General features: G+C 63.0%; 19 protein-coding genes and 1 pseudogene. 8 read left to right on the plus strand and 12 right to left on the minus strand.

The features are described from left to right. Positions 1-58 precede the first annotated feature (58 nt). From BMY22_RS00685 to BMY22_RS00695, 3 genes are read right to left on the minus strand one after another with little or no spacing between them, the layout of a single operon-like run. The gene (locus tag BMY22_RS00685) at positions 59-1,384 is read right to left on the minus strand and encodes a sensor histidine kinase (protein WP_090618757.1); all 1,326 of its coding nucleotides are present in this window, start codon (positions 1,382-1,384) and stop codon (positions 59-61) included. Continuing rightward, positions 1,381-2,046, minus strand: coding sequence for a response regulator transcription factor (locus BMY22_RS00690; protein ID WP_090618759.1), 666 nt, complete (start codon positions 2,044-2,046; stop codon positions 1,381-1,383). Before BMY22_RS00690 ends, BMY22_RS00685 begins: the two co-directional genes overlap by 4 nt. Beyond that, positions 2,046-2,363 carry a PepSY domain-containing protein gene (locus tag BMY22_RS00695; RefSeq protein WP_090618850.1) on the minus strand — a complete coding sequence of 106 codons (318 nt, stop codon included), beginning with the start codon at positions 2,361-2,363 and terminating at the stop codon, positions 2,046-2,048. Before BMY22_RS00695 ends, BMY22_RS00690 begins: the two co-directional genes overlap by 1 nt. A gap of 291 nt (positions 2,364-2,654) precedes the next feature. Between BMY22_RS00695 and queD the strand changes: the two genes are divergently transcribed. Next, positions 2,655-3,011, plus strand: a complete 357-nt coding sequence (gene queD / locus BMY22_RS00700; RefSeq protein WP_090618760.1) for a 6-carboxytetrahydropterin synthase QueD — start codon at positions 2,655-2,657, stop codon at positions 3,009-3,011. A 4-nt stretch (positions 3,012-3,015) separates the two neighbouring features. Here the strand turns inward: queD and BMY22_RS00705 are convergent, their stop codons facing one another. Beyond that, positions 3,016-3,618 (minus strand): lytic transglycosylase domain-containing protein, encoded by a 603-nt coding sequence (locus BMY22_RS00705; RefSeq protein ID WP_090618762.1) that lies wholly within the window; start codon positions 3,616-3,618, stop codon positions 3,016-3,018. A gap of 415 nt (positions 3,619-4,033) precedes the next feature. On the opposite strand from BMY22_RS00705, the gene gspG reads away from it, so the two are divergent. After that, a complete protein-coding gene (gene gspG, locus BMY22_RS00710) occupies positions 4,034-4,462 on the plus strand; it encodes a type II secretion system major pseudopilin GspG (protein WP_090618763.1) in 429 nt (142 codons plus the stop codon). Between the two features lie 12 nt (positions 4,463-4,474). After that, positions 4,475-5,665, plus strand: coding sequence for a type II secretion system F family protein (locus BMY22_RS00715; RefSeq protein WP_090618765.1), 1,191 nt, complete (start codon positions 4,475-4,477; stop codon positions 5,663-5,665). A gap of 92 nt (positions 5,666-5,757) precedes the next feature. Here BMY22_RS00715 and BMY22_RS00720 read toward each other — a convergent pair whose 3' ends face one another. Next, complete coding sequence (locus tag BMY22_RS00720) at positions 5,758-6,336, minus strand: putative antibiotic biosynthesis monooxygenase (protein ID WP_208599204.1); 579 nt, start codon at positions 6,334-6,336, stop codon at positions 5,758-5,760. Positions 6,337-6,595: 259 nt separating this feature from the next. Here BMY22_RS00720 and BMY22_RS00725 point away from each other — a divergent pair, with 259 nt between their 5' ends. Continuing rightward, on the plus strand, positions 6,596-7,288 hold the full coding sequence (locus BMY22_RS00725; protein ID WP_090618767.1) for an SOS response-associated peptidase family protein: 693 nt from the start codon (positions 6,596-6,598) through the stop codon (positions 7,286-7,288). 104 nt (positions 7,289-7,392) lie between these two features. Here BMY22_RS00725 and BMY22_RS00730 read toward each other — a convergent pair whose 3' ends face one another. The 3 genes from BMY22_RS00730 to BMY22_RS24245 form a co-directional block, all read right to left on the minus strand. After that, entirely contained in the window at positions 7,393-8,064 is a 672-nt protein-coding gene (locus BMY22_RS00730) for a polysaccharide lyase family 7 protein (RefSeq protein WP_090618768.1), read from the minus strand. 1,347 nt (positions 8,065-9,411) lie between these two features. Further along, positions 9,412-9,903 carry a hypothetical protein gene (locus BMY22_RS23570; protein WP_143068434.1) on the minus strand — a complete coding sequence of 164 codons (492 nt, stop codon included), beginning with the start codon at positions 9,901-9,903 and terminating at the stop codon, positions 9,412-9,414. A gap of 229 nt (positions 9,904-10,132) precedes the next feature. After that, entirely contained in the window at positions 10,133-10,381 is a 249-nt protein-coding gene (locus BMY22_RS24245) for a hypothetical protein (RefSeq protein ID WP_167363673.1), read from the minus strand. A 198-nt stretch (positions 10,382-10,579) separates the two neighbouring features. Between BMY22_RS24245 and BMY22_RS00735 the strand changes: the two are divergent. Both BMY22_RS00735 and BMY22_RS00740 read left to right on the plus strand, forming a co-directional pair. Further along, positions 10,580-10,795, plus strand: a pseudogene (locus BMY22_RS00735) (site-specific integrase); the annotation flags it as partial. Between the two features lie 36 nt (positions 10,796-10,831). Then, entirely contained in the window at positions 10,832-12,421 is a 1,590-nt protein-coding gene (locus BMY22_RS00740) for an ABC-F family ATPase (protein ID WP_090618770.1), read from the plus strand. Between the two features lie 85 nt (positions 12,422-12,506). Here the strand turns inward: BMY22_RS00740 and BMY22_RS00745 are convergent, their stop codons facing one another. Continuing rightward, on the minus strand, positions 12,507-13,217 hold the full coding sequence (locus tag BMY22_RS00745; RefSeq protein ID WP_090618771.1) for a DUF1294 domain-containing protein: 711 nt from the start codon (positions 13,215-13,217) through the stop codon (positions 12,507-12,509). A gap of 13 nt (positions 13,218-13,230) precedes the next feature. Continuing rightward, positions 13,231-14,064 carry an undecaprenyl-diphosphate phosphatase gene (locus tag BMY22_RS00750; RefSeq protein WP_090618773.1) on the minus strand — a complete coding sequence of 278 codons (834 nt, stop codon included), beginning with the start codon at positions 14,062-14,064 and terminating at the stop codon, positions 13,231-13,233. A gap of 382 nt (positions 14,065-14,446) precedes the next feature. Between BMY22_RS00750 and BMY22_RS00755 the strand changes: the two genes are divergently transcribed. Both BMY22_RS00755 and BMY22_RS00760 read left to right on the plus strand, forming a co-directional pair. Continuing rightward, a complete protein-coding gene (locus BMY22_RS00755) occupies positions 14,447-15,058 on the plus strand; it encodes an NERD domain-containing protein (RefSeq protein ID WP_090618775.1) in 612 nt (203 codons plus the stop codon). A 199-nt stretch (positions 15,059-15,257) separates the two neighbouring features. Continuing rightward, the gene (locus BMY22_RS00760) at positions 15,258-15,524 is read left to right on the plus strand and encodes a hypothetical protein (RefSeq protein ID WP_090618776.1); all 267 of its coding nucleotides are present in this window, start codon (positions 15,258-15,260) and stop codon (positions 15,522-15,524) included. Positions 15,525-15,679: 155 nt separating this feature from the next. Here BMY22_RS00760 and nfuA read toward each other — a convergent pair whose 3' ends face one another. Next, a complete protein-coding gene (gene nfuA / locus BMY22_RS00765) occupies positions 15,680-16,264 on the minus strand; it encodes a Fe-S biogenesis protein NfuA (protein WP_090618778.1) in 585 nt (194 codons plus the stop codon). Positions 16,265-16,373: 109 nt separating this feature from the next. After that, positions 16,374-18,644: a fatty acid cis/trans isomerase gene (locus tag BMY22_RS00770; protein ID WP_090618780.1), complete on the minus strand. Its 2,271-nt coding sequence runs from the start codon at positions 18,642-18,644 to the stop codon at positions 16,374-16,376. Between the last annotated feature and the right edge of the window lie 56 nt (positions 18,645-18,700).

Genomic DNA, 18,700 nt, shown 5'->3' on the forward strand with positions numbered 1-18,700 from the left:
CTTCGCTGTACCGGGACCAGCCAAATCCCCCTCTCCCACCGTCCCAGACTTCCTGTCGTCAGCCTCCCTCCCTTCGCGCCGGCAACTCGATCACCACCCGCAACCCGCCCAGTGGCGAGTCCTGCAACGCCAGACTGCCGTGCCAGGCATCGAGAATATCCCGCACGATGGCCAGGCCCAGCCCGTGACCGGCGACCTGCTCGTCCAGGCGGATTCCCCGGTTCAACGCCTCGCCGCGAAATTCGGCGGCCATCCCCGGACCATCGTCGTCGACCCGAATCAGCCAGCCGTCCACCCCTCCGACGATCTCCAGGAGCACCTTCGTCTGCGCCCACTTGCAGGCGTTGTCCAGCAGATTGCCGAGCAGCTCCAGAACATCTTCCCGATCCCAGGGCAGACGCAGCCCGGGCGGGGCTTGCCAGTCGAGCGTCACTCCTCGGTTGTGGACCATCGCCAAGGTGGCGAACAGCCCTGGCAACTCCGCCGCGCAATCGAAATGGCTGGCCGGCAGCGCCTCGCCAGCCAACCGCGCGCGGCCCAGCTCGCGAGCTAGGCGCTGTTCGATCTGTGCCAGTTGCTTCTGCAGCGACGCCTGCAGCTCCGGACGGGCCGCCAGCTCGGCCCGCGCGGCCAGGCTCGTCAGCACGGCCAGGGGTGTCTTCAGGGCATGGCCGAGATTACCGACTGCATGTCGCGAGCGCTGTAGGGTGCTCTCGGTCTGTCGCAGCAAATGGTTGATCTGCGCCACCAACGGCTCCAGCTCGACGGGCACCCCGGAGTCCAGCTCATGACGCAAGCCCTGCTGCAGCTGCTCGACCTGCCGGCGAACCTCCTCGAGCGGTTTCAACGCGCGGCGCACCGTGAGCCGCTGCAGCATCACCACCAGAACCAGGACGCCCAGCCCGAGCAGGCAGCCGAAAAGTTGCACGCGCCGATAGGCATGCAGGATCGGCGTGTAGTCTGAGGCTACGTTGATCGAAATATCCTGCCCGAAGCGCCGATAGTCGCCGCGATAGAGCAGCAGCAATTGCCCATTCGGACCATCGGCGAGCCCGTCCTGCAGGCCGACAGTGGGTGAAGGCGTCAAGGCATGATCCCAGAGCGAGCGGGAGCGCCAGCTCTGGTCCGCGAAATCGATACGGAAATAATGTCCGGAATAGGGACGCTGATAGACGCCCAGCAGGCGGGGCTCATCCAGCTGGATACCGTTCTGCCCACGGACCAGGCTCGCCAGCAGGACCTCCGCTTGCTCGCGCAGATCGTCCTGCAAGTAGCGACGCAGCCCCACATCGAACATCCAAAGCGTCGTTTCGGCCAGCAAAAGCCCGGCCCCCAGCAAAACACCGATCAGACCGAACCCCAGCCGACGCTGAATCGACCTCAACGCACACCACTGAAGCGATAACCCTGGCCACGACGGGTCTCGATCGCTGTCCTGCCGAGCTTGCCGCGCAGACGGTTGATATGGACCTCGATGACGTTGGAGTCGCGTTCGGTTTCCCCGTCGTAAAGATGCTCGGCGAGTTGTCCCTTGGAGAGCAACTGCCCCGGATGCAACATCAGGTAGCGCAGCAGGCGGAACTCGGCGGCAGTGAGCTCGATATCCTCCGCGCCGCAGCGAACCACCTGCCGCGCCTCGTCCAACTGCAGCCCACCCACCTCCAACTGCGGCCGACTAGCCAATCCGTGGGCCCGACGCAGCAGTGCCTGGATGCGCAATTGCAGCTCCACAGGATGAAAAGGCTTGCACAGATAGTCGTCGGCACCCGCCTTCAGCCCCTCGATGCGCTCCGCCCAGGAGGCGCGGGCGGTCAGCACCAGCACCGGCGTGCTCAGTCCCTGGGCCCGCCACTCGCGCAGCACCTCCAATCCCGGTTTGCCAGGCAACCCCAGATCGAGAATCATCAGGTCGTAGGGCTCGCAGCACCCCTGGCGGGCGGCATCGCGCCCATCGGCCAGCCAGTCCACGGCATAGCCCTGCCGCTGCAGGCCAGCCATCAGTTCGTCGGCCAGGCCGACCGAGTCCTCCACCAACAACAAACGCATCAGTCGTCCTCCTCGTCCTCCAGGAGGCGGCCGTCGCGGGCATCCAGTTCCAGCTCTCGCACGACCCCGCTCGCAGTGAGCAGCTCCACCTCGTAGACATAGATCCCGTGCTCCTCCTCCAGCTCGACCTCCAGCAGACGGGCTCCCGGATACCGGCCCAGGGCGTTCTGTACCAACTGCTCGAGGGGCTGGATGACCCCCTCCTGACGAAGACGCAAGGCTTGGTCCTGATCCAGATCCCGCGCGCTCGCGCTCGGCGGGCCGAAGGCGAAAAGCAGGACGATTCCCCAGGTCCAGAGTCTGACAGGCGGCAACATCATCATCGGCCGATGGAGGGTCCCGCGAGCGGGACGGCGAAAGAGCGCATGGGAATTTCTCTCGAAAGTATTTGGAAAGGCTGCCTGGAAGCGCTGATATGCCCAGAAGAAAGCCCTCTCGGCTAGCCTGAGCCCAGCGGCTTAATTCAAGCTGAACGGCAATCCCCGCTCACCCGACCTCTTGTGCTGGAACCATAAGCCGGCCCAGGGGTTAAAATCCACCCTGCACGCCTGCAGGACGCGCCCCTCCAACACGGGAAGCGTCCAACCACCCCATTCAAGGCACTACCAGTGGAATTATTCAAAGAATTCGTATTCGAAGCGGCTCACCGTCTTCCCCACGTCCCCGCCGGCCACAAGTGCGGCCGGCTGCATGGCCATTCGTTCCGCGCAGCCATCTATATCGAGGGCGAGGTCGACCCCTACACCGGCTGGATTCGCGACTTCTCCGAGATCAAGGAGATCTTCAAGCCGATCTACGAGCGCCTGGATCACAACTACCTGAACGAGATCGAAGGCCTGGAGAACCCCACCAGCGAGATTCTCGCCAAGTGGATCTGGCGGCAGCTCAAGCCCCTGCTGCCCGAACTCTCCCGGGTGCGCATCCACGAAACCTGCACCAGCGGCTGCGAATACCGCGGGGACTGACTGATCAGCCGCCGCTCTGCAGGCGCCGGTAGTACTCAAGCACCTTGGGCACGTAGCGCTGGGTCTCGGCGGAGGGTGGGATGGCGCTGCCGCTGCCGATGACCGCTCCGGGCCCTGCGTTGTAGGCCGCCACGGCCAGGCTGAGGTCCTGGTCGAACATCTCCAGCAAACGCTTCAGGTAGCGGGCGCCGCCACGGATGTTAGCGGCTGGGTCCCAGACGTCCGCCACTCCCAGTTCGCGGGCGGTATCCGGCATCAACTGCATCAGCCCCGCCGCCCCCTTCGGCGAGACGGCATGCGGGTCGTAGTTGGACTCGGCGCGGATAACCGCATGCAGCAGCGCCTCGGGCAGGCCATGCTCGGCCGCCGCAGCGGCCACCAGCGCGGCATAGGGCCGTGCTGCCCCGGCCACCGGCCTGGGCTTCGACGCAGGCACCGCCGGCCGAGGTTCGCGCCGCAGAAGCACGCTCTTGCGCTCCTTGCGGTAGACATTGGTGAAGGTGACGCTGCCGTCCGCCGCCACCTCCCGGTAGATATCGCCATACGCCGGTGCCGCCGACGCCAGCGCGGCAGCCATGCCGAGCAGAACTGCCACCACTCGCCCCATGGACTCCTCCCCCGATGAGCTGCCGCGTATCCTCGCGGCACCTGCCCTTCCACCAGACCAGCAAGGCAAGAATCGTGCTGCGCCGAAAAAACTGCCTTGTGCCTCAGGCATCGGGCCTTCCAGGTTTTCGAACAGAGCGTCGGGCAGCCGCCCGAACCGGGGAATGGTGGGTGAAAACCCCCAATTCCCCAACGCGAGACCGCCAAGTCCTGCAGAAAACGGCACCGGGCTGATGGCCTGAAGCTTGCTCACCTTCCCGCACGCTCCGGCGTTTTCCATGGCCATGTCCATGTCCGGATTGCCTGTCGGCGACACCGCAGACAGCAATCCTTCCGTGGAAACCGCCCCGGTCCCGAGGGCCGACGCGACATGGCCCTTTCCGTCACCGGAACCCGAGGTCAGCCAGATGAAACGGATGCACCCTCCCGCCCCGGCCCACCGCAGTTCGGGCTTCACCCTGCTGGAACTGCTGGTCGTGCTGGTCGTGCTCGGCCTGCTAGCCGGCATCGTCGGCCCCAAATATTTCAACCAACTCGGCCGCTCGGAAACCAAGGTCGCCCGCGCGCAGATCGAGGGGCTGAGCAAGGCGCTGGACATCTACCGGGTGGAAACCGGCCGCTACCCCAGCACCGAGCAGGGACTCAGCGCCTTGGTCGCGGCGCCTAGCGACGAACCGCGCTGGTCCGGCCCCTACCTGCAGAAGGCCGTGCCTGCAGACCCCTGGGGCCGCGCCTATCTGTACCGCTCGCCGGGCGAGAACGGCGACTACGATCTGCTGACCCTGGGCAAGGACGGTCAGCCCGGCGGCGAAGGCGAAAACGCAGAAATCACCAGCTGGCAGTGACGGGAACCGGACATGCGCTTTCAGATCAAGGGCATGCGCAAGGAGGCGGAAGTGGTATCGCTGGTTCTCGACGCCCCGAGCCCGACCGACGCCCGGCGCCTGGCCGAGCACCAGGGCCTGAAAGTACTCAGCCTGCGCGCCGAAAGGCGCTGGTCGCCGGCCCGCTGGCGGCGGCGCGAGGCCTTTGCGCTGGTGCTGTTCAGCCAGGAGCTGACTACCCTGCTGAATGCTGGCCTGGCGCTGATCGACGCCCTGGAAAGCCTCGCCGAGAAGGAGTCGGACGCCCAGGCGCGCAAGATCCTCGGCGATCTGGTCCGCCTGCTCTACGAGGGCAAGTCCTTCTCCCAGGCGCTGGGCGAGTTCCCGGCAGTCTTTCCTCCACTCTACGTGGCGCTGGTGCAATCCAGCGAGAAGACCGGCGCGGTCGGCGACGCCCTGGGCCGCTACGTCGCCTACCGCTCCCGCATGGACGAGGTGCGGCAGAAGATCGTCAGCGCCTCGGTCTATCCGCTGTTGCTGTTGCTGGTCGGCAACGGGGTGCTGCTGTTTCTGATCGGCTACGTGGTGCCGCGCTTCAGCCTGGTTTTCGAGGGGCTCGGTTCCAACCTGCCGTGGCTGTCGCAGGTGCTGCTGAAGGTCGGGCAATTCATCCATACCCACCAGACCGCCCTCCTCGGCAGCCTGGTACCAGTCCTGATCGCCCTCGTCGTCCTGCTGCGCCAGGAACGGGTCCAGCGCGCCCTCGGCCGGCTGGTCGAGAGGGTCCCGACCATCCGCGAGCGCCTGTTCATCTACGAGATGGCGCGCTTCTACCGTTCCTTGGGCATCCTGCTACAGGGCGGTATCCCCATCCTCACCGCGCTGGGCATGGTCCGCGGCCTGCTCGGGCCCGCCTCGCGCGCTCGCCTGGAGCGAGCCAGCGAACGCATCCGCGAAGGCCACGCCCTGTCCCGCTCGCTGGAGGAAAACCGCCTGGCGACACCGGTATCCCTGCGCATGCTCCGCGCTGGCGAACAAGCCGGCAACCTCGGCGTCATGATGGAACGCACCGCCGACTTCTACGACGAGGAAACCGGCCGCTGGATCGACTGGTTCGTACGCCTGTTCGAGCCGCTGCTGATGACCTTCATCGGTCTGATCATCGGCGTGATCGTGATCCTGATGTACATGCCGATCTTCGAGTTGGCCTCAAGTATTCAGTAGAGAGGATGGGCGGTTGTTCCGTCCAGAGAGAAAGCCCCCTTGGAACCCAACTCCCGGCGCTCCCTCCGAAACGCCGGAGCCCGTGCAGCCGGCTATGCGCGACGCAGATGCAGCTGACGCCCCTGGCCGCCCGAGATCGATGGCCTGCCTTGGAGCCAGGGAGCCAGCAGCCGGGTGATGAGCGGAATGAAGAAGAAGACCATCAACGGCGTCAGCATCAGCGTGCTGGCCAATATCCGCGGGACGAGTGGCAGCGTTTCCAAGACCTCGCCGAACAGCCACTGGAACGTCAGGGAGACGGGGAAGAAAGCCAGCCAGATGGCCGTGGCCTGCTTCCAACGCGGCGGGCCGTTACCCACGGCATCGTGGAACCAGTTGCCCAGCCCGCTGGCACGGTGCTCGTGGGGGGCATCGAAGAGACCGCGGCCACGGGCCAGCCAGGTATGCCGCGAGGCGGAGTGCTCCCAGACGGCCAAGGTGCTCTCGTCGCTGAAACGGAAGATGATCTGATACTCGTCATCGCCGGGCGGCGGCGCCAGCACGCCCGAGCCCAGAAAACCATCGAAGTCGGCGGCCAGGCGGCGGCCTTCATCGAGCCAGTCGCTGAAAGCCCGGTAGCGTCCGCAAGTCACGCGGCGCGCCACCATGAGGGTGACGGGGTCGGTAGACATCGTGTATCTCCTTTTATAGGTATCCGGCTACCCGGGTAGGGTCTGCCGAAGGAACGGGGGGTCTGGATAAAACCCCTCCGAAAGGCAGGTCAAAACTACCCCATCCCGCGACCCAAGACCAACCCCCGAACGTAACGGACGAGCGCTCATCGCCCGGGCTGCCGAGCAGCTGGACGAAGCCCCCCGACCAGGCGCCCTGGCCAGCCTCGCAGACGCTGGCAATACTTCGCAGCACACAGGTCATGCGGCGGAGGCCGGCATGTGCGGCAGATTCGTGCAGTACCGGGCGGCGATCGATTACCTGCAAGCACTGCGCAGCGAGGCACCGCTGGCGGCCGGCATCGAGCCCGCACCGGTCGCCCGCTACAACGTGGCCCCGCATACGCGAGTGCTGCTGATCCATGAGGATGCCGACGGGTTGCGCCTGGAGCCCATCACTTGGGGGTACGCGCCGGTCTGGGCACGGAGTCCACGGCCGCCGGCGATCAACGCGCGGGTAGAAACGCTGGCGAGCAGCCGATTCTGGCGGGAACCCTGGAAGTCCGGGCGCGCCCTGGTGCCGGCCGACGGCTGGTATGAATGGCGGCAGGACACGGCCGGCACAGGGCGAAAGCAACCCTTCTTCTTTCAGCTGAAGAGCCGGGAGCCGCTGTTCTTTCCGGCCGTCGGTCGGTTTCCGCGAGGTGGCGCGGCAGCGCGCGAAGGCGATGGCTTTGCGCTGATCACTCAGACGAGCGAGGGGCGGATGAACGAGATCCACGACCGCCGGCCACTGGTCCTGGAACCCAAGATGGCCCGGGCCTGGCTCGATCCACAGCAGACTCCGGCCTGGGCCGAGGAGATCACCCTCCACCGGGGGCTGCCGGCGCAGGCCTTCGAGTGGTATCCGGTCGGGCTGGCTGTGGGCAATGTGCACAACGAGGGGGTCGAGCTGATTCGGCCGGCGGAGTAGCTGACGCTCGAGTGGTCATCCAGCAGCCTCCCAAGCCCAGACAGATGCTCCTGAATTTCGCCAATGGCATCTTTGGCTTCCGCCTGTTGCGGCATTTCAGACGTCTATGGCACTTCCACCCTGTCGCCATGCGTCATGCTCAGCATATAGAAGGTAGCCCTCCCGGCTCCCACGCCACCTATCTCCTCCTGGCTATACATACCGGCTTTTGCGTACCACTTGTCGCTCCTATACGAAGCCACGTCAAACTGATACTTCCTGACCTCGCCGTTAACCATGACAGTAAACTCCCCGTCGCTGCTCACTGCCGCCGAATAAGCCAACCTGTTGCCAAGCTTGTAGCCCTTGAATATGGGATCCTTCTTCTCCTCACCATTATATTTCGGCCGGTATTGCACATAGATGGTGTTACCGGTGATCTGCAATTTGAACGGCGGCTTTGTACTTCCACCGTGGAACTGGCCGATGATTGCCTTTTTGCTGGCTGCCAAAAAATCGACCGTGAGCGTTGCACTCAGACGATGGAGCCTAGCGCTGCTGAGGCTCCACCCAGCCTGCTTATAATTACCGTTGGGCAGCGTCTCTCTAAGTTCGGAGCGAGGGTAGATACTGTTCGTAGTGCTTCCGATCCCAGAGCCTGATGAAGGTGCATAGAAAGTAATGGACCCATCGGCATTGCGAGTAAACCACTTCGACTCATACGTCTGAAGCTGCCTGGTCTGAATGATCGCGGCCCCAGCTGGAATGGTGAGATTCCAGTGCGAAAGATCGATCATTTCAAGGTTCCTTGTATGGCGGGCTACTCGAATAAGTATGAAATTATTTTCATATCACTTCTGTGCAACCGCGCTCACTGCTAGCAGCCGCGCCCTAGCCAAGACCCCGTAGACGAGGCTACGACACAGACACAGCCGGCCAATAGCCGCTATCCGGCCTGGAAAGCGGACAGGGATACCGCCTCCACCTTGTGGCCTTTGGCTTGGCCCAGGTTGGTCTGAAGCTGGACCTCCAGCTCCTTGCTTGAATGCCCTTCTTGCTGGAGCTTGGAAAGACGCCGCTACCAAACCAAGGTCGAGCTGAAGAAGATCGAGAGCCTTGACCTGATGTCGGTACCATGGTCTTGCAGACCCGCGAGAAGGAAGCATCGAGAAGCTGATCGCCACCATGGCAGACTCACTGATGCCTGCCAGCAGCGACGAAATAAAACCATAAATAAATGGATTTACTCCTAAAAAACCTACTCAATAGAAATAAATGATATTGTTAAAACAACATTTATCCACGCCAACGGATTATCATAGCCCCAAGCCGTTGGCGGATCGGCATGCCAGCAGCGTCAGCCGACTCTACCTTCCACGGTCTGTCAGGGCGCACTGCAGGTTCGAGTAATTCGCAAGCCTAGGTTTTTCCATATCACCTATACGGGCTGTATCTGCGCAGCCGGCGACAGAGCAGATGACAGGTCGGAAAGACGGCCAGCCATCCTTCCCCTGCACCGTGCAAAAATCACAACATCCGTCGGCAGATCGGCATGCCGGCAGCGTCAGCCGGCCATTACGAAAATGGCCATGCCGGGCCTCACGGCTCCTGGTAAGGCGCGCAGCTTGTTCGAGTAATCTGCAAGTCTAGGGTTCATCAGCCCTATCCTGCTGGTAGGCATGCCAGCGGCGACAGAGTGCCCGACTGGCCGGCGTAACCGGCCACTCCCTCCTCCCATATCCCCCGGAGCAGAGCGTGGCGCGCAAGCAAGCTGGTGATCCTTTCCCTCGCAGATGAAAGCAAAGCCTTTTTCCACCAAAACAATGTCAAAAAGCCATCCTTATTGCTGGGCAAGGTATCATGTCCCAAGCCGTTGGCGGATCGGCATGCCAGCAGCGTCAGCTGACCACGATTCCCCAGTCATGCTGGTGGCTCGCTCCCCCAGTAAGGCGCGCTGCAGGTTCGAGTAATTCGCAAGCCAAGGTATTTTCTCCATCTACCGCTTTCAGGCTGTATCTGCGCAGCCGGCGACCGAGCAGATGACAGGCCGGAAAGACGGCCATCCCCTCCAAGACGTATTCGCCCCGAGCCGGCCGAGGATCACCCTGTTCTTCATTGACGTCAGAGCATCCTCTTATTCACGCTCAGCGGCTCACATGTAGACCGACCGCATCTACCGCAACCGGAACACCGGCGTCAGTGGAAAAATGGAGCTTGAGATCTGCGTGGTCGTTTACCTCCACGATATCTCCGAAGCATACCGAGCAGCAATTGTCTATAGGCGCTGGTAAATCGGGAAGCAATCGCTTGGGGCAGTCTTGCTGGCAGTAATCATCCAGTTGAATACTGGCTACGATGGCGGCGTTATTCAATTCGTCATAGGCCGCTAACTCTTCTTCGGTAAAAGGAGCACGAACGCTCGCAAGGAAATGATCTAAAGCCGCATGCGCCTCTTCTGCTTGCGTGGAAAGCCTGTGTACCTCACGCCAGTAGTGTTGCTCTTGCATCAATTGCATCTGTCTTTCTTCTTGTAATACGGCGTCTGTCGCCGGAATCCCATTAATACTTTGAGTCCACGCCACTGGCGAAGAATCCCCACGCCCACAGAAAACTCCGAAGCTGGCCATCGCCAACATCGGTCCTGTCACCTGCCGCCGTCCTCAAGGCCTGCCCCCGTGGGCCACTCACTCATTGGAGTTTTTATCCAGGCCATATCGTCCTCGCGATAGCAAAGCGACGAGCACCCCGTTCTGCTGTATACGCCCTGACAGCCTCGGCAGTGTTGTATAGGTAGGCACAGGGGGAGGATTAGCGCCGCGCAGGTTCGCCGAGAAAATGCAGACCACGCAGCGCCTGCTGACCTAGCTACGCAATGTTTGGAATCAAGCTTCTGACGTGCCCTGAATCACAAATGACACGGGCGTAGTTCTCTGCCGCATCCAATGCTTTCTTGCACAAATTAAATTCGCCTGGAATGCCATAGCGAAGATCGTGGTAGACCTTGCCAACCTTTGTTCTGAAGTTGATCCAACCCCGCCACGGCAAGCCTTCTCGTGGCTGGCTAGCCGAAACCCAGAAGTGGACACCCTCAACTTCCCTGTATTCGCGGCTCATCTGTTCTGTGTACTCCAATACTATTACCTTTGCCGTATATTGCAGCACCAATTGATAGCAAAAAACTATCAGTCAATCCAAAAAGCGGAAAATCCAACATATCCACTCCCTCGACTGCGACCCATGGTCGCATGCGCTGCGATAGCGCCCATCGTAACCATCTCCGGCCAACCTGGCCAGTGGGCCAAGCATCTGCCACAGGAGCTGGGCATCCGCTACCGGCCGCCGTACAACTGCAGGCACACATATGCAACAATATGCCTCATGTCCGGAATGAACCCCGCCTTTATCGCGCAGCAACTCGGCCACAGTGTCCAGATGTTGCTCTCCACATATGCGCGCTGGCTGAACTCAAGCAGTGACTGGGACGAGCTGAAAAAGCTCAAGATTGCCCCAAGCGTGGCCCAAGCCTGAAACAGGTGCCGCGCAAACCCCCGATAGGTAAGCCCTTTGATTTCTACCGCCAACATCACCATGCAGTTCGGGGCCAAGCCCCTCTTCGAGAACGTCTCCGTCAAATTCGGCAACGGCAACCGCTATGGCCTGATCGGTGCCAACGGTTGCGGCAAGTCCACCTTCATGAAGATCCTCGGCGACGACCTCGAACCCTCCGCCGGCCAAGTCATGCTCGAGCCCAACGTGCGACTCGGCAAGCTGCGCCAGGACCAGTTCGCCTACGAGACCTTCACGGTGATCGACACCGTGATCATGGGCCACGAGGAACTGTGGAACGTGAAGGCCGAGCGCGACCGCATCTATTCGCTGCCGGAGATGAGCGAAGAGGACGGCATGAAGGTCGCCGACCTCGAAGTGCAGTTCGCCGAGATGGACGGCTACACCGCCGAGTCCCGCGCCGGCGAGCTTCTGCTCGGGGTGGGCATTCCGCTGGAGCAGCATTTCGGCCCGATGAGCGCCGTCTCTCCCGGCTGGAAGCTGCGCGTGCTGCTGGCCCAGGCGCTGTTTTCCAACCCGGACGTGCTGCTGCTCGACGAACCGACCAACCACCTGGACATCAACACCATCCGCTGGCTGGAAGGCGTGCTCACCGCGCGCAACTCCACCATGATCATCATCTCCCACGACCGCCACTTCCTGAACAGCGTCTGCACCCACATGGCCGACCTGGACTACGGCGAGTTGCGCCTATTCCCCGGCAACTACGACGAGTACATGACCGCGGCGACCCAGGCCCGCGAGCGCCTGCTGGCCGACAACGCCAAGAAGAAGGCGCAGATCGCCGAACTGCAGACCTTCGTCAGCCGCTTCTCGGCCAACGCCTCCAAGGCCAAGCAGGCCACCAGCCGCGCCAAGCAGATCGACAAGATCCAGCTGGAAGAGGTCAAGCCGTCCAGCCGGGTCAGCCCGTTCATCCGCTTCGAGCAGACCAAGAAGCTGCATCGCCAGGCGGTGACCCTCGAGAAGGTCAGCCAGGGCTTCGACGGCAACGCGCTGTTCAAGGGCCTGTCGATGCAGATCGAGGCCGGCGAGCGGGTGGCGATCATCGGCCCCAACGGCATCGGCAAGACCACCCTGCTGCGCACGATGGTCGGCGAGATGCCGCCGCTGTCCGGCGAGGTGAAGTGGACCGAAAGCGCCGAGGTCGGCTATTTCGCCCAGGACCACGCCGACGACTTCGAACAGGACATGACCCTGTTCGACTGGATGGGCCAGTGGACCCAGGGCGGCGAGCAACTGGTGCGCGGCACTCTCGGGCGCATGCTGTTCTCCAACGACGACATCCGGAAATCGGTGAAGGTGATTTCCGGTGGCGAGCAAGGCCGCATGCTGTTCGGCAAGCTGATCCTCAACAAGCCCAACGTGCTGGTGATGGACGAGCCGACCAACCACCTCGACATGGAATCCATCGAGGCGCTCAACCTGGCGCTGGAGAACTATCCGGGCACGCTGATCTTCGTCAGCCACGACCGCGAGTTCGTCAGCTCCCTGGCCACCCGGATCATCGAGCTTTCCGAGAACGGCGTGACCGACTTCAGCGGCACCTACGACGACTACCTGCGCAGCCAGGGCGTGGTGATCTGAAGCTATACGGCCGGCCATCAGGCCGGCCGCTTTTATGCAGGGCAAATTCATTCCCGGCAGTTGCCGGCCGCGAATAAATCCGCCCCTACATGAATCCGGCCAACTGCGGCAGCACTTGCCGGACGAACTTCCCGCCCAGCAGCAGCCAATCGCCCCAGAACGCCTGGTGCAGCCCGACGATTCCCCAGAACACCGCCTGATACGAGACCTTCCGCGTCTTGTGCCTAAACACCTGCTGCGCCAGCAGCGCCCCCGGCCAGCCGCCGAGCAGCTCGACGGCATGCAGGGTGTTTTCCGGCGTGCGCCAGCCACCCTTCTCCGCCCTGTTCTTGTCGCCCCAGTACAGGAAGAAACCGATCAGACTGAGCAGGCCATAGGCACACAGCGGCCAGACGAAGTCGGCCCTCTGCAGTATCTGCAGCGCACCACCAACTGGCAACGCGCAGAGCCCGAGAAACAGGGTCGACTTGAGTGGCAGGTTCCGGATAGCCCCAGAATCGCTGCGCCCGGAGCAGTCCCTGCGAGCAGGTCTCTCCGGCTGAATCGCAGCCGGCCGCGGTTTGCGCCGGATAGCCGGGCGGTCGAGAGTCAACTCGTCGAAACGCATGTGCCTGGCCCTCAGCCTGCCCTGCCGATCAGGCTCCGCGAGGAACAGCACCGTTTCGCCCGGCGCAGGGCGGCGGTCGCCGCGCATCGCCGATATATGCACGAACAACTGTTCACCGCCTTGTTCCGGCTGGATGAAGCCGAACCCTTTCTCGTCATTCCAGCTCTTCAATACACCACGCTGCTCCATAGCCTGCTCGCCCTCAGCCCTGCGCCGTGCTCCAGTCGACCATGCCGAGTTGCCAGGTTAGGAGAATCAGCAGGCCGAAGCCGATGCGGTACCAGGCGAACACCGCGTAGCTGTGGCTAGCGATGAACTTGAGCAGCGCACGCACGGCGAGCATGGCGAAGATAAACGAGGTGACGAAGCCCAGGGCGAAGATCGGCAGGTCGCTGCCGCTCTCGAACAAGGCACGGTGCTTGTAGCCGGAATAGACGGCGGCGCCAACCATGGTCGGCATGGCGAGGAAGAAGGAGAACTCGGTCGCCGCCTTGCGCGACAGGCCGAACAGCAGGCCGCCGATGATCGTCGAAGCCGAGCGCGAGGTGCCCGGGATCATGGCTAGACACTGGGCGCAGCCGATCTTGAGGGCATGCTTCCAGCTCATGTCGTCCACCGCGTGCACCTCGACGACGTGCTGGCGCCTCTCGGCCCAGAGCATGACCAAACCGCCGATCACCAGCGCGCTGGCCACGGTGACCGGGTTGAACAGCCAGTGCTCGATCAGATCGGCGAAGGCCACGCCGAGAATCACCGCCGGAAAGAAGGCGATCAGCAGGTTGACGGTGAAGCGCTGCGCCTGACGCTCGCTGGCCAGACCGAACAGCACGGAGAGGATGCGCTGGCGGAACTCCCAGACGACGGCGAGGATCGCCCCGAGCTGGATGATGATGTTGAACGCCTTGGCCCGGTCGCCGCCGAAGCCGATGAGATCGGCAATGATGATCTGGTGTCCGGTGCTGGATATCGGCAGGAATTCGGTCAATCCCTCGACAACCCCCAAGATGAACGCCTGCGCAGCGAGCCAAAGATCCATCGATTCCCCCATCAAATTGAAACGCAAAAAATGAACTTGGCCATCCGAGCGCCTCTGGCGGGCGGGTGCGGACAGCGCCAATGAACGCTAACTATGAGGAGGAGACGCCCCAGGGGACAGTGCCCTCTTTGCGGGCCGGCATGCTAGCAGAGCAGGGAAAACACCGCCGCAAACTTCAATGTATGACGTTCGCCACTAGTTGAGACATATCTCCTTGGCATTCTGCAGACGAGCTGGAATGCTGTGGACACGGGTGCCCATCGAGCGCGGATCGCCAGCGGCGAAACCTTGGCTGCGGGAGTGCTCACCGGCCCGTTGCTTGCCAGGCAAGCTGTCGCCCGATCGGCAGCTTCTCGTTACTAGATCGCAAGAAGAGTCACGCATGAGCAGCATGAAGCATCAGGAAGTCGACCTCAGCAAACCGGTCAACCCCGATCTGATCTGGGAGCTGGACCACATTGCCCGCCGCGAAATGGCCGAGCGTTTCATCCAGTTGTTCGAGAACCGGCTGTGTGTCTACTCGGAGTCGGTACGCCAGCTCTATACCAACTACAACCTGCACTTTCCGGCCGATCTTGGGCGCAAGATGGTGGTTTTGCCCAACCCCTACGCCTTCCACGACACCCTGCACGGCATCGACTCGCTCGCGGTGCGACCGACAGGCCTCTTCATCCTGCCCGGGCGGGTATTCGGCAAACCCGGCCTGCTACTGACGAAACAGCTGAACGAAGGCGGATCGATGCCCAAGAGCATGCCGTTCAAGCAGGCCCTGGCGCAGATCATCAGCAACCAGAAGAAGCTCGGCGACGTCTTCCTGCCCATCCTGATCAAGGGTGACCTGCGCGAGTTCGGCCAGCAGCTACCCTACCTCCACCTGCACCGCCTGCAGGTCAACAAACTCAGCCACCTGTCCAACTTCGAGCGGAGCGACATCCAGAACACCATCACCCGCAAGCTCCTGATGCTCTATCGTCAGGCGGACACCCTGGGCTGAATTTCATCGGAAAAATTTGCATTGCTCTGGCGATGCTGAACTATACTGCCAGTACGTCATGTGAGTTTTAGGGCAACGGAAGGAATCCGCTAGCCTGGGCAAGTTTCAAACTCCTGTCACGCTCACGTGACATGACTTTTGCCTGCGACAAACAGCCGCGTCAGACGGCTCTTCATGGTACTCAAAGAGGGATCGACCCATGACCAATCCGCTCCGTTTCAACGAAGCACTTCTCATCGCCAATCGCGCATTCAAACCCCTGCAATGCATCGCCTGGACTCAAGAGATCAACAGCGAACTCAACCTGACCGTCATGGACCGCGCCAATACGCGGACCCTGGGTCACAAGCGCATTCCCTGTTCGACCTATTCCGACCCGCAGAAACTCGCCGCCGTTATCCAGCAGACCCGCCAGGAACTGACCAGAAAAGGCGTCACCCTCGCTCCGTGGAACATGCCGGACTGATCTTCGCTCGATGAAGCCTCGCCCCGGCGAGGCTTCGCGACAGGGTGCAGCGCTGGAAGCCAGATGGCAGAGATGCCCCCCTCGCAAACGACCGGCAACAAACAAAAGGAAAGGCGGCCATGGCCGCCTTTCTTCGTTTCCGCCGCCGCTCGCCATTAGTAATAGGCGTTTTCCCGGTTGCTGTGGTCGGTGGCGTCGCGCACACCCTTGAGGTCCGGGATGCGCTCCAACAGGGTCTTCTCCACGCCGTCCTTCAGCGTCATGTCGACCATACCGCAACCCTGGCAGCCGCCGCCGAAACGCAGCACGGCAATTCCCTCCTCGACGATGTCCACTAGGCTCACCTGGCCGCCGTGGCCGGCCAGACCCGGATTGATCTCGGTCTGCAGGTAGTAGTTGATCCGCTCGGTCAGCGGGCTGTCTTCGCCGATCATCGGCACCTTGGCGTTCGGCGCCTTGATGGTCAGTTGGCCGCCCATGCGGTCGCTGGCGTAGTCGACGACGGCGTCCTCGAGGAAAGGCTCGCTGACGGAATCGATCCACGCGGTGAAGCTTTTCAGCGCCAGGGCGGTATCGTCCGGATTCCGCTCGGCCGGCCGGCAATAGGCGATGCAGGTTTCGGCGCTGGGCGTGCCGGGCTGAGTGATGAAGATACGGATACCGATGTCGGTGCCGTTCTGCTTGGCCAGCAGTTCGGCCAGATAGTCGTGTGCGGCGTCGGTGATGATGATGGCGCTCATGGCAGCTCCTCGCGAATATGCCCCCGAGTGTACGCCATGCTTTCGGGGGGATAAAGTCCTAGCATGCCAGTCGGAATAAGCTCCGAAAGTCCGCCACAGACGGGCCACCTCACAGATTCTGGTAACGGTTCATGTCCAGTACCCCGGCCTCCAGCGGCTCGGTTTCCCGCAACCAGGCCGAGAGGTCGTTGAAGTAACGCCAGAACTCGGGGTGGCTGCGGCGGATACCCCAGCGCTCGACGACCGCCGCGAAGCCCGCCCCTCCCCTCGCCTGCTCCAGCGCCGCGACGAAAGCCGGCACCTCCTCGGCGCGGACGTTGAAGAGGAAGTTCGGGTAGCTGCTCAGCACCCCCGGATAGAGCGTCAGGGTATCCAGCCTGGGCCGGTAGCGCAGCTGCTCGCCGAAGATGAACGCCACGTTGCTGTGGGCACGGTTGCGCAGCAGGCTGTAGATCTCCCGCTGCCCCTCGCCGTACTCGATGCGCAGCAGGCTGGCCTCCGGCAGGGCGAGCACCGCCGGCAGGCTGGCGGCGGGCCGGCTGGCCAGACGACTGAGGGTCTGCTCGGCGTACTGCAGCTCCCGCGCTACCCCGGGACGGTAGCAATGCGCCGAGCGGCAGCGGTTGAGCGGATCGGGACGGGCGTTGATTGCCGCATGCCGCTCCAGAAGATGCTCGGCGAAACTGCGGATCGGCTGGTGCTGCGGCAGTCCGAGTGCCGACGGGGTTACGCCGTCGATCTCGGTATAGGAGAGCCAGAGCTTGAGCTGGCCGCTGTTCTCGTACCAGCTGTCGAGGATCGCCTGGCGCGAGTCGGCCGGCAGCAGGCGCAGGAAGTTCTGTTCGGCGCCGTTGCGGATCAGGTCGAAGTACAGGCGCGTCTGCAACTGGTGGGAGACATTGCCGAATACGTCGAAATTCACCACCAGCTGGTAGTAGGTACGCTCGAACAGCGGGAAATCCAGCCACCACAGGGTCTGCGGCACCGCGCCGACCAGCCCCTTGCGCACCGAGGCGCTGTCGTGCTGGCGGAAGACGGTCAGCAGCGCGTTGTCGTTGCCGCCCCAGAGATCCGACCACTGCGCCGGGGCTTCGGCATAGGCCTGGCGGCGCAGGCTTTCGTAGCGCTTGAGCCGCTCCATATAGGTGCCCCAGAGACTCCACAGGCCAGCGATGTCGTCGAGCTGGCCGGGCAGCACGAGCAGCGGCGTCACCGCGGCGCGGTAGCGCGCATCGGTGAGGTAGCGGTCGCTTTCGGGGGCCTGGAACAGCGTCCAGAAGTGATCGCGGATCACGTCCGTGGCGATCTGCCCGCGACACACCGGACCACGGATGAAGGTACGCACGAAGTACTCGGCATTGTCCAGCATGAAACGGTAGCGCGCCTGCGGCGGAATCGCCGCGAAGGTGTCGAACGGATTGGCGCGGCGCTGGACGCCGTAGCCGGGCAGCTCCGCCACCGGCCAGTCGCCGGAGAAAAACAACTCGCGCACCCGCGCCAGCTTCTGCGGACCGAGCGGATAGGTGATGTGCGTCTTGTGCACGATCACCTCGCGAATCGGCCGCAGCCGGTAGTGGAAGTCGCTGCCGGGGTCGTCGTTGGGGCGTCGCGTGGCGATCGGCTCGACCGGCTGGCCGGCGGGGGTGCGCGAGCGCACCAGCTGGAAGAAGTGTCCCGGCGCGCCGCCCTCGAAATGCAGATGGGCGAGGAACAGGTGCTCGTACAGCCAGCGGGCGACCAGCCGGGAGCGCATGTCCCGGGCATTCAGCAGGCGCTCCCAGTCGGCGATCTGCGCCGACTCGGCCGGCGACGGTTCGAGCGGCACCTCGTCGACCGGCGCGCCCTGCTTCAGCCAATGCATCAGGGTCGCGTATTCGCCGTCGGTGAGGCCGGCGACGGCGAAGGGCATGCCGGCCCTGGGATTGTCCCGGGCGAAGGCCGCGAACTCGCCGGGCAGCGGACAGCTGTTCCGGCGGCCGATGCCGATCTCCAGGTCCTCCGGCAGCCGGACATTGTGCTCCAGCGGCCGGCTGCGGCCGAGTTCCAGCATGCGCGCCATCAGTGCCGCCTGGCCGCCGGCCTCGAGCACCGACTGGAAGCCCTTGCGCCGCCAGGCTGCCTCTCCCCGGGCGTCGAGAAACAGCCGGGTGGGTTCATCGGCCTCGGTGCGCAGGCCGTTGTACACCGAGCGCTTGTGGGCACCGCGCAACGCCCCTTCGCCGCTGCCCAGGTTGAGCTGGCAGGGCGAGTCGTAGCAGGCATGGCAGACCACGCACTTGGCGGTAAAGATCGGCTGGATGTCGCGACGGTACGACAACTCTTCGGCCCGCGCCGCGGCGCCCAGCGCCAGCAGCACGAAGAGGAAAAGGCGAAGCGGCATGGAGTAAGTCCTTGAGGCGGGGCGGCATTCTAACCGCAGGCGCGCCTCGTCACCGG

Source organism: Azotobacter beijerinckii (assembly GCF_900110885.1).
GTDB classification, from domain to species: Bacteria; Pseudomonadota; Gammaproteobacteria; order Pseudomonadales; family Pseudomonadaceae; genus Azotobacter; species Azotobacter beijerinckii.

Bases quoted from the DNA above. Each gene is read 5' to 3' on its own strand.
- BMY22_RS00690 (WP_090618759.1), bottom strand. From the start codon at position 2,046: ATGCGTTTGTTGTTGGTGGAGGACTCGGTCGGCCTGGCCGACGAACTG.
- BMY22_RS00695 (WP_090618850.1), bottom strand. From the start codon at position 2,363: ATGTTGCCGCCTGTCAGACTCTGGACCTGGGGAATCGTCCTGCTTTTC.
- BMY22_RS00705 (WP_090618762.1), bottom strand. From the start codon at position 3,618: ATGGGGCGAGTGGTGGCAGTTCTGCTCGGCATGGCTGCCGCGCTGGCG.
- gspG (WP_090618763.1), top strand. From the start codon at position 4,034: ATGCACCCTCCCGCCCCGGCCCACCGCAGTTCGGGCTTCACCCTGCTG.
- BMY22_RS00715 (WP_090618765.1), top strand. From the start codon at position 4,475: ATGCGCTTTCAGATCAAGGGCATGCGCAAGGAGGCGGAAGTGGTATCG.
- BMY22_RS00720 (WP_208599204.1), bottom strand. From the start codon at position 6,336: ATGTCTACCGACCCCGTCACCCTCATGGTGGCGCGCCGCGTGACTTGC.
- BMY22_RS00725 (WP_090618767.1), top strand. From the start codon at position 6,596: ATGTGCGGCAGATTCGTGCAGTACCGGGCGGCGATCGATTACCTGCAA.
- BMY22_RS00730 (WP_090618768.1), bottom strand. From the start codon at position 8,064: ATGATCGATCTTTCGCACTGGAATCTCACCATTCCAGCTGGGGCCGCG.
- BMY22_RS23570 (WP_143068434.1), bottom strand. From the start codon at position 9,903: ATGTTGGCGATGGCCAGCTTCGGAGTTTTCTGTGGGCGTGGGGATTCT.
- BMY22_RS24245 (WP_167363673.1), bottom strand. From the start codon at position 10,381: ATGAGCCGCGAATACAGGGAAGTTGAGGGTGTCCACTTCTGGGTTTCG.
- BMY22_RS00745 (WP_090618771.1), bottom strand. From the start codon at position 13,217: ATGGAGCAGCGTGGTGTATTGAAGAGCTGGAATGACGAGAAAGGGTTC.
- BMY22_RS00750 (WP_090618773.1), bottom strand. From the start codon at position 14,064: ATGGATCTTTGGCTCGCTGCGCAGGCGTTCATCTTGGGGGTTGTCGAG.
- BMY22_RS00755 (WP_090618775.1), top strand. From the start codon at position 14,447: ATGAGCAGCATGAAGCATCAGGAAGTCGACCTCAGCAAACCGGTCAAC.
- BMY22_RS00760 (WP_090618776.1), top strand. From the start codon at position 15,258: ATGACCAATCCGCTCCGTTTCAACGAAGCACTTCTCATCGCCAATCGC.
- nfuA (WP_090618778.1), bottom strand. From the start codon at position 16,264: ATGAGCGCCATCATCATCACCGACGCCGCACACGACTATCTGGCCGAA.
- BMY22_RS00770 (WP_090618780.1), bottom strand. From the start codon at position 18,644: ATGCCGCTTCGCCTTTTCCTCTTCGTGCTGCTGGCGCTGGGCGCCGCG.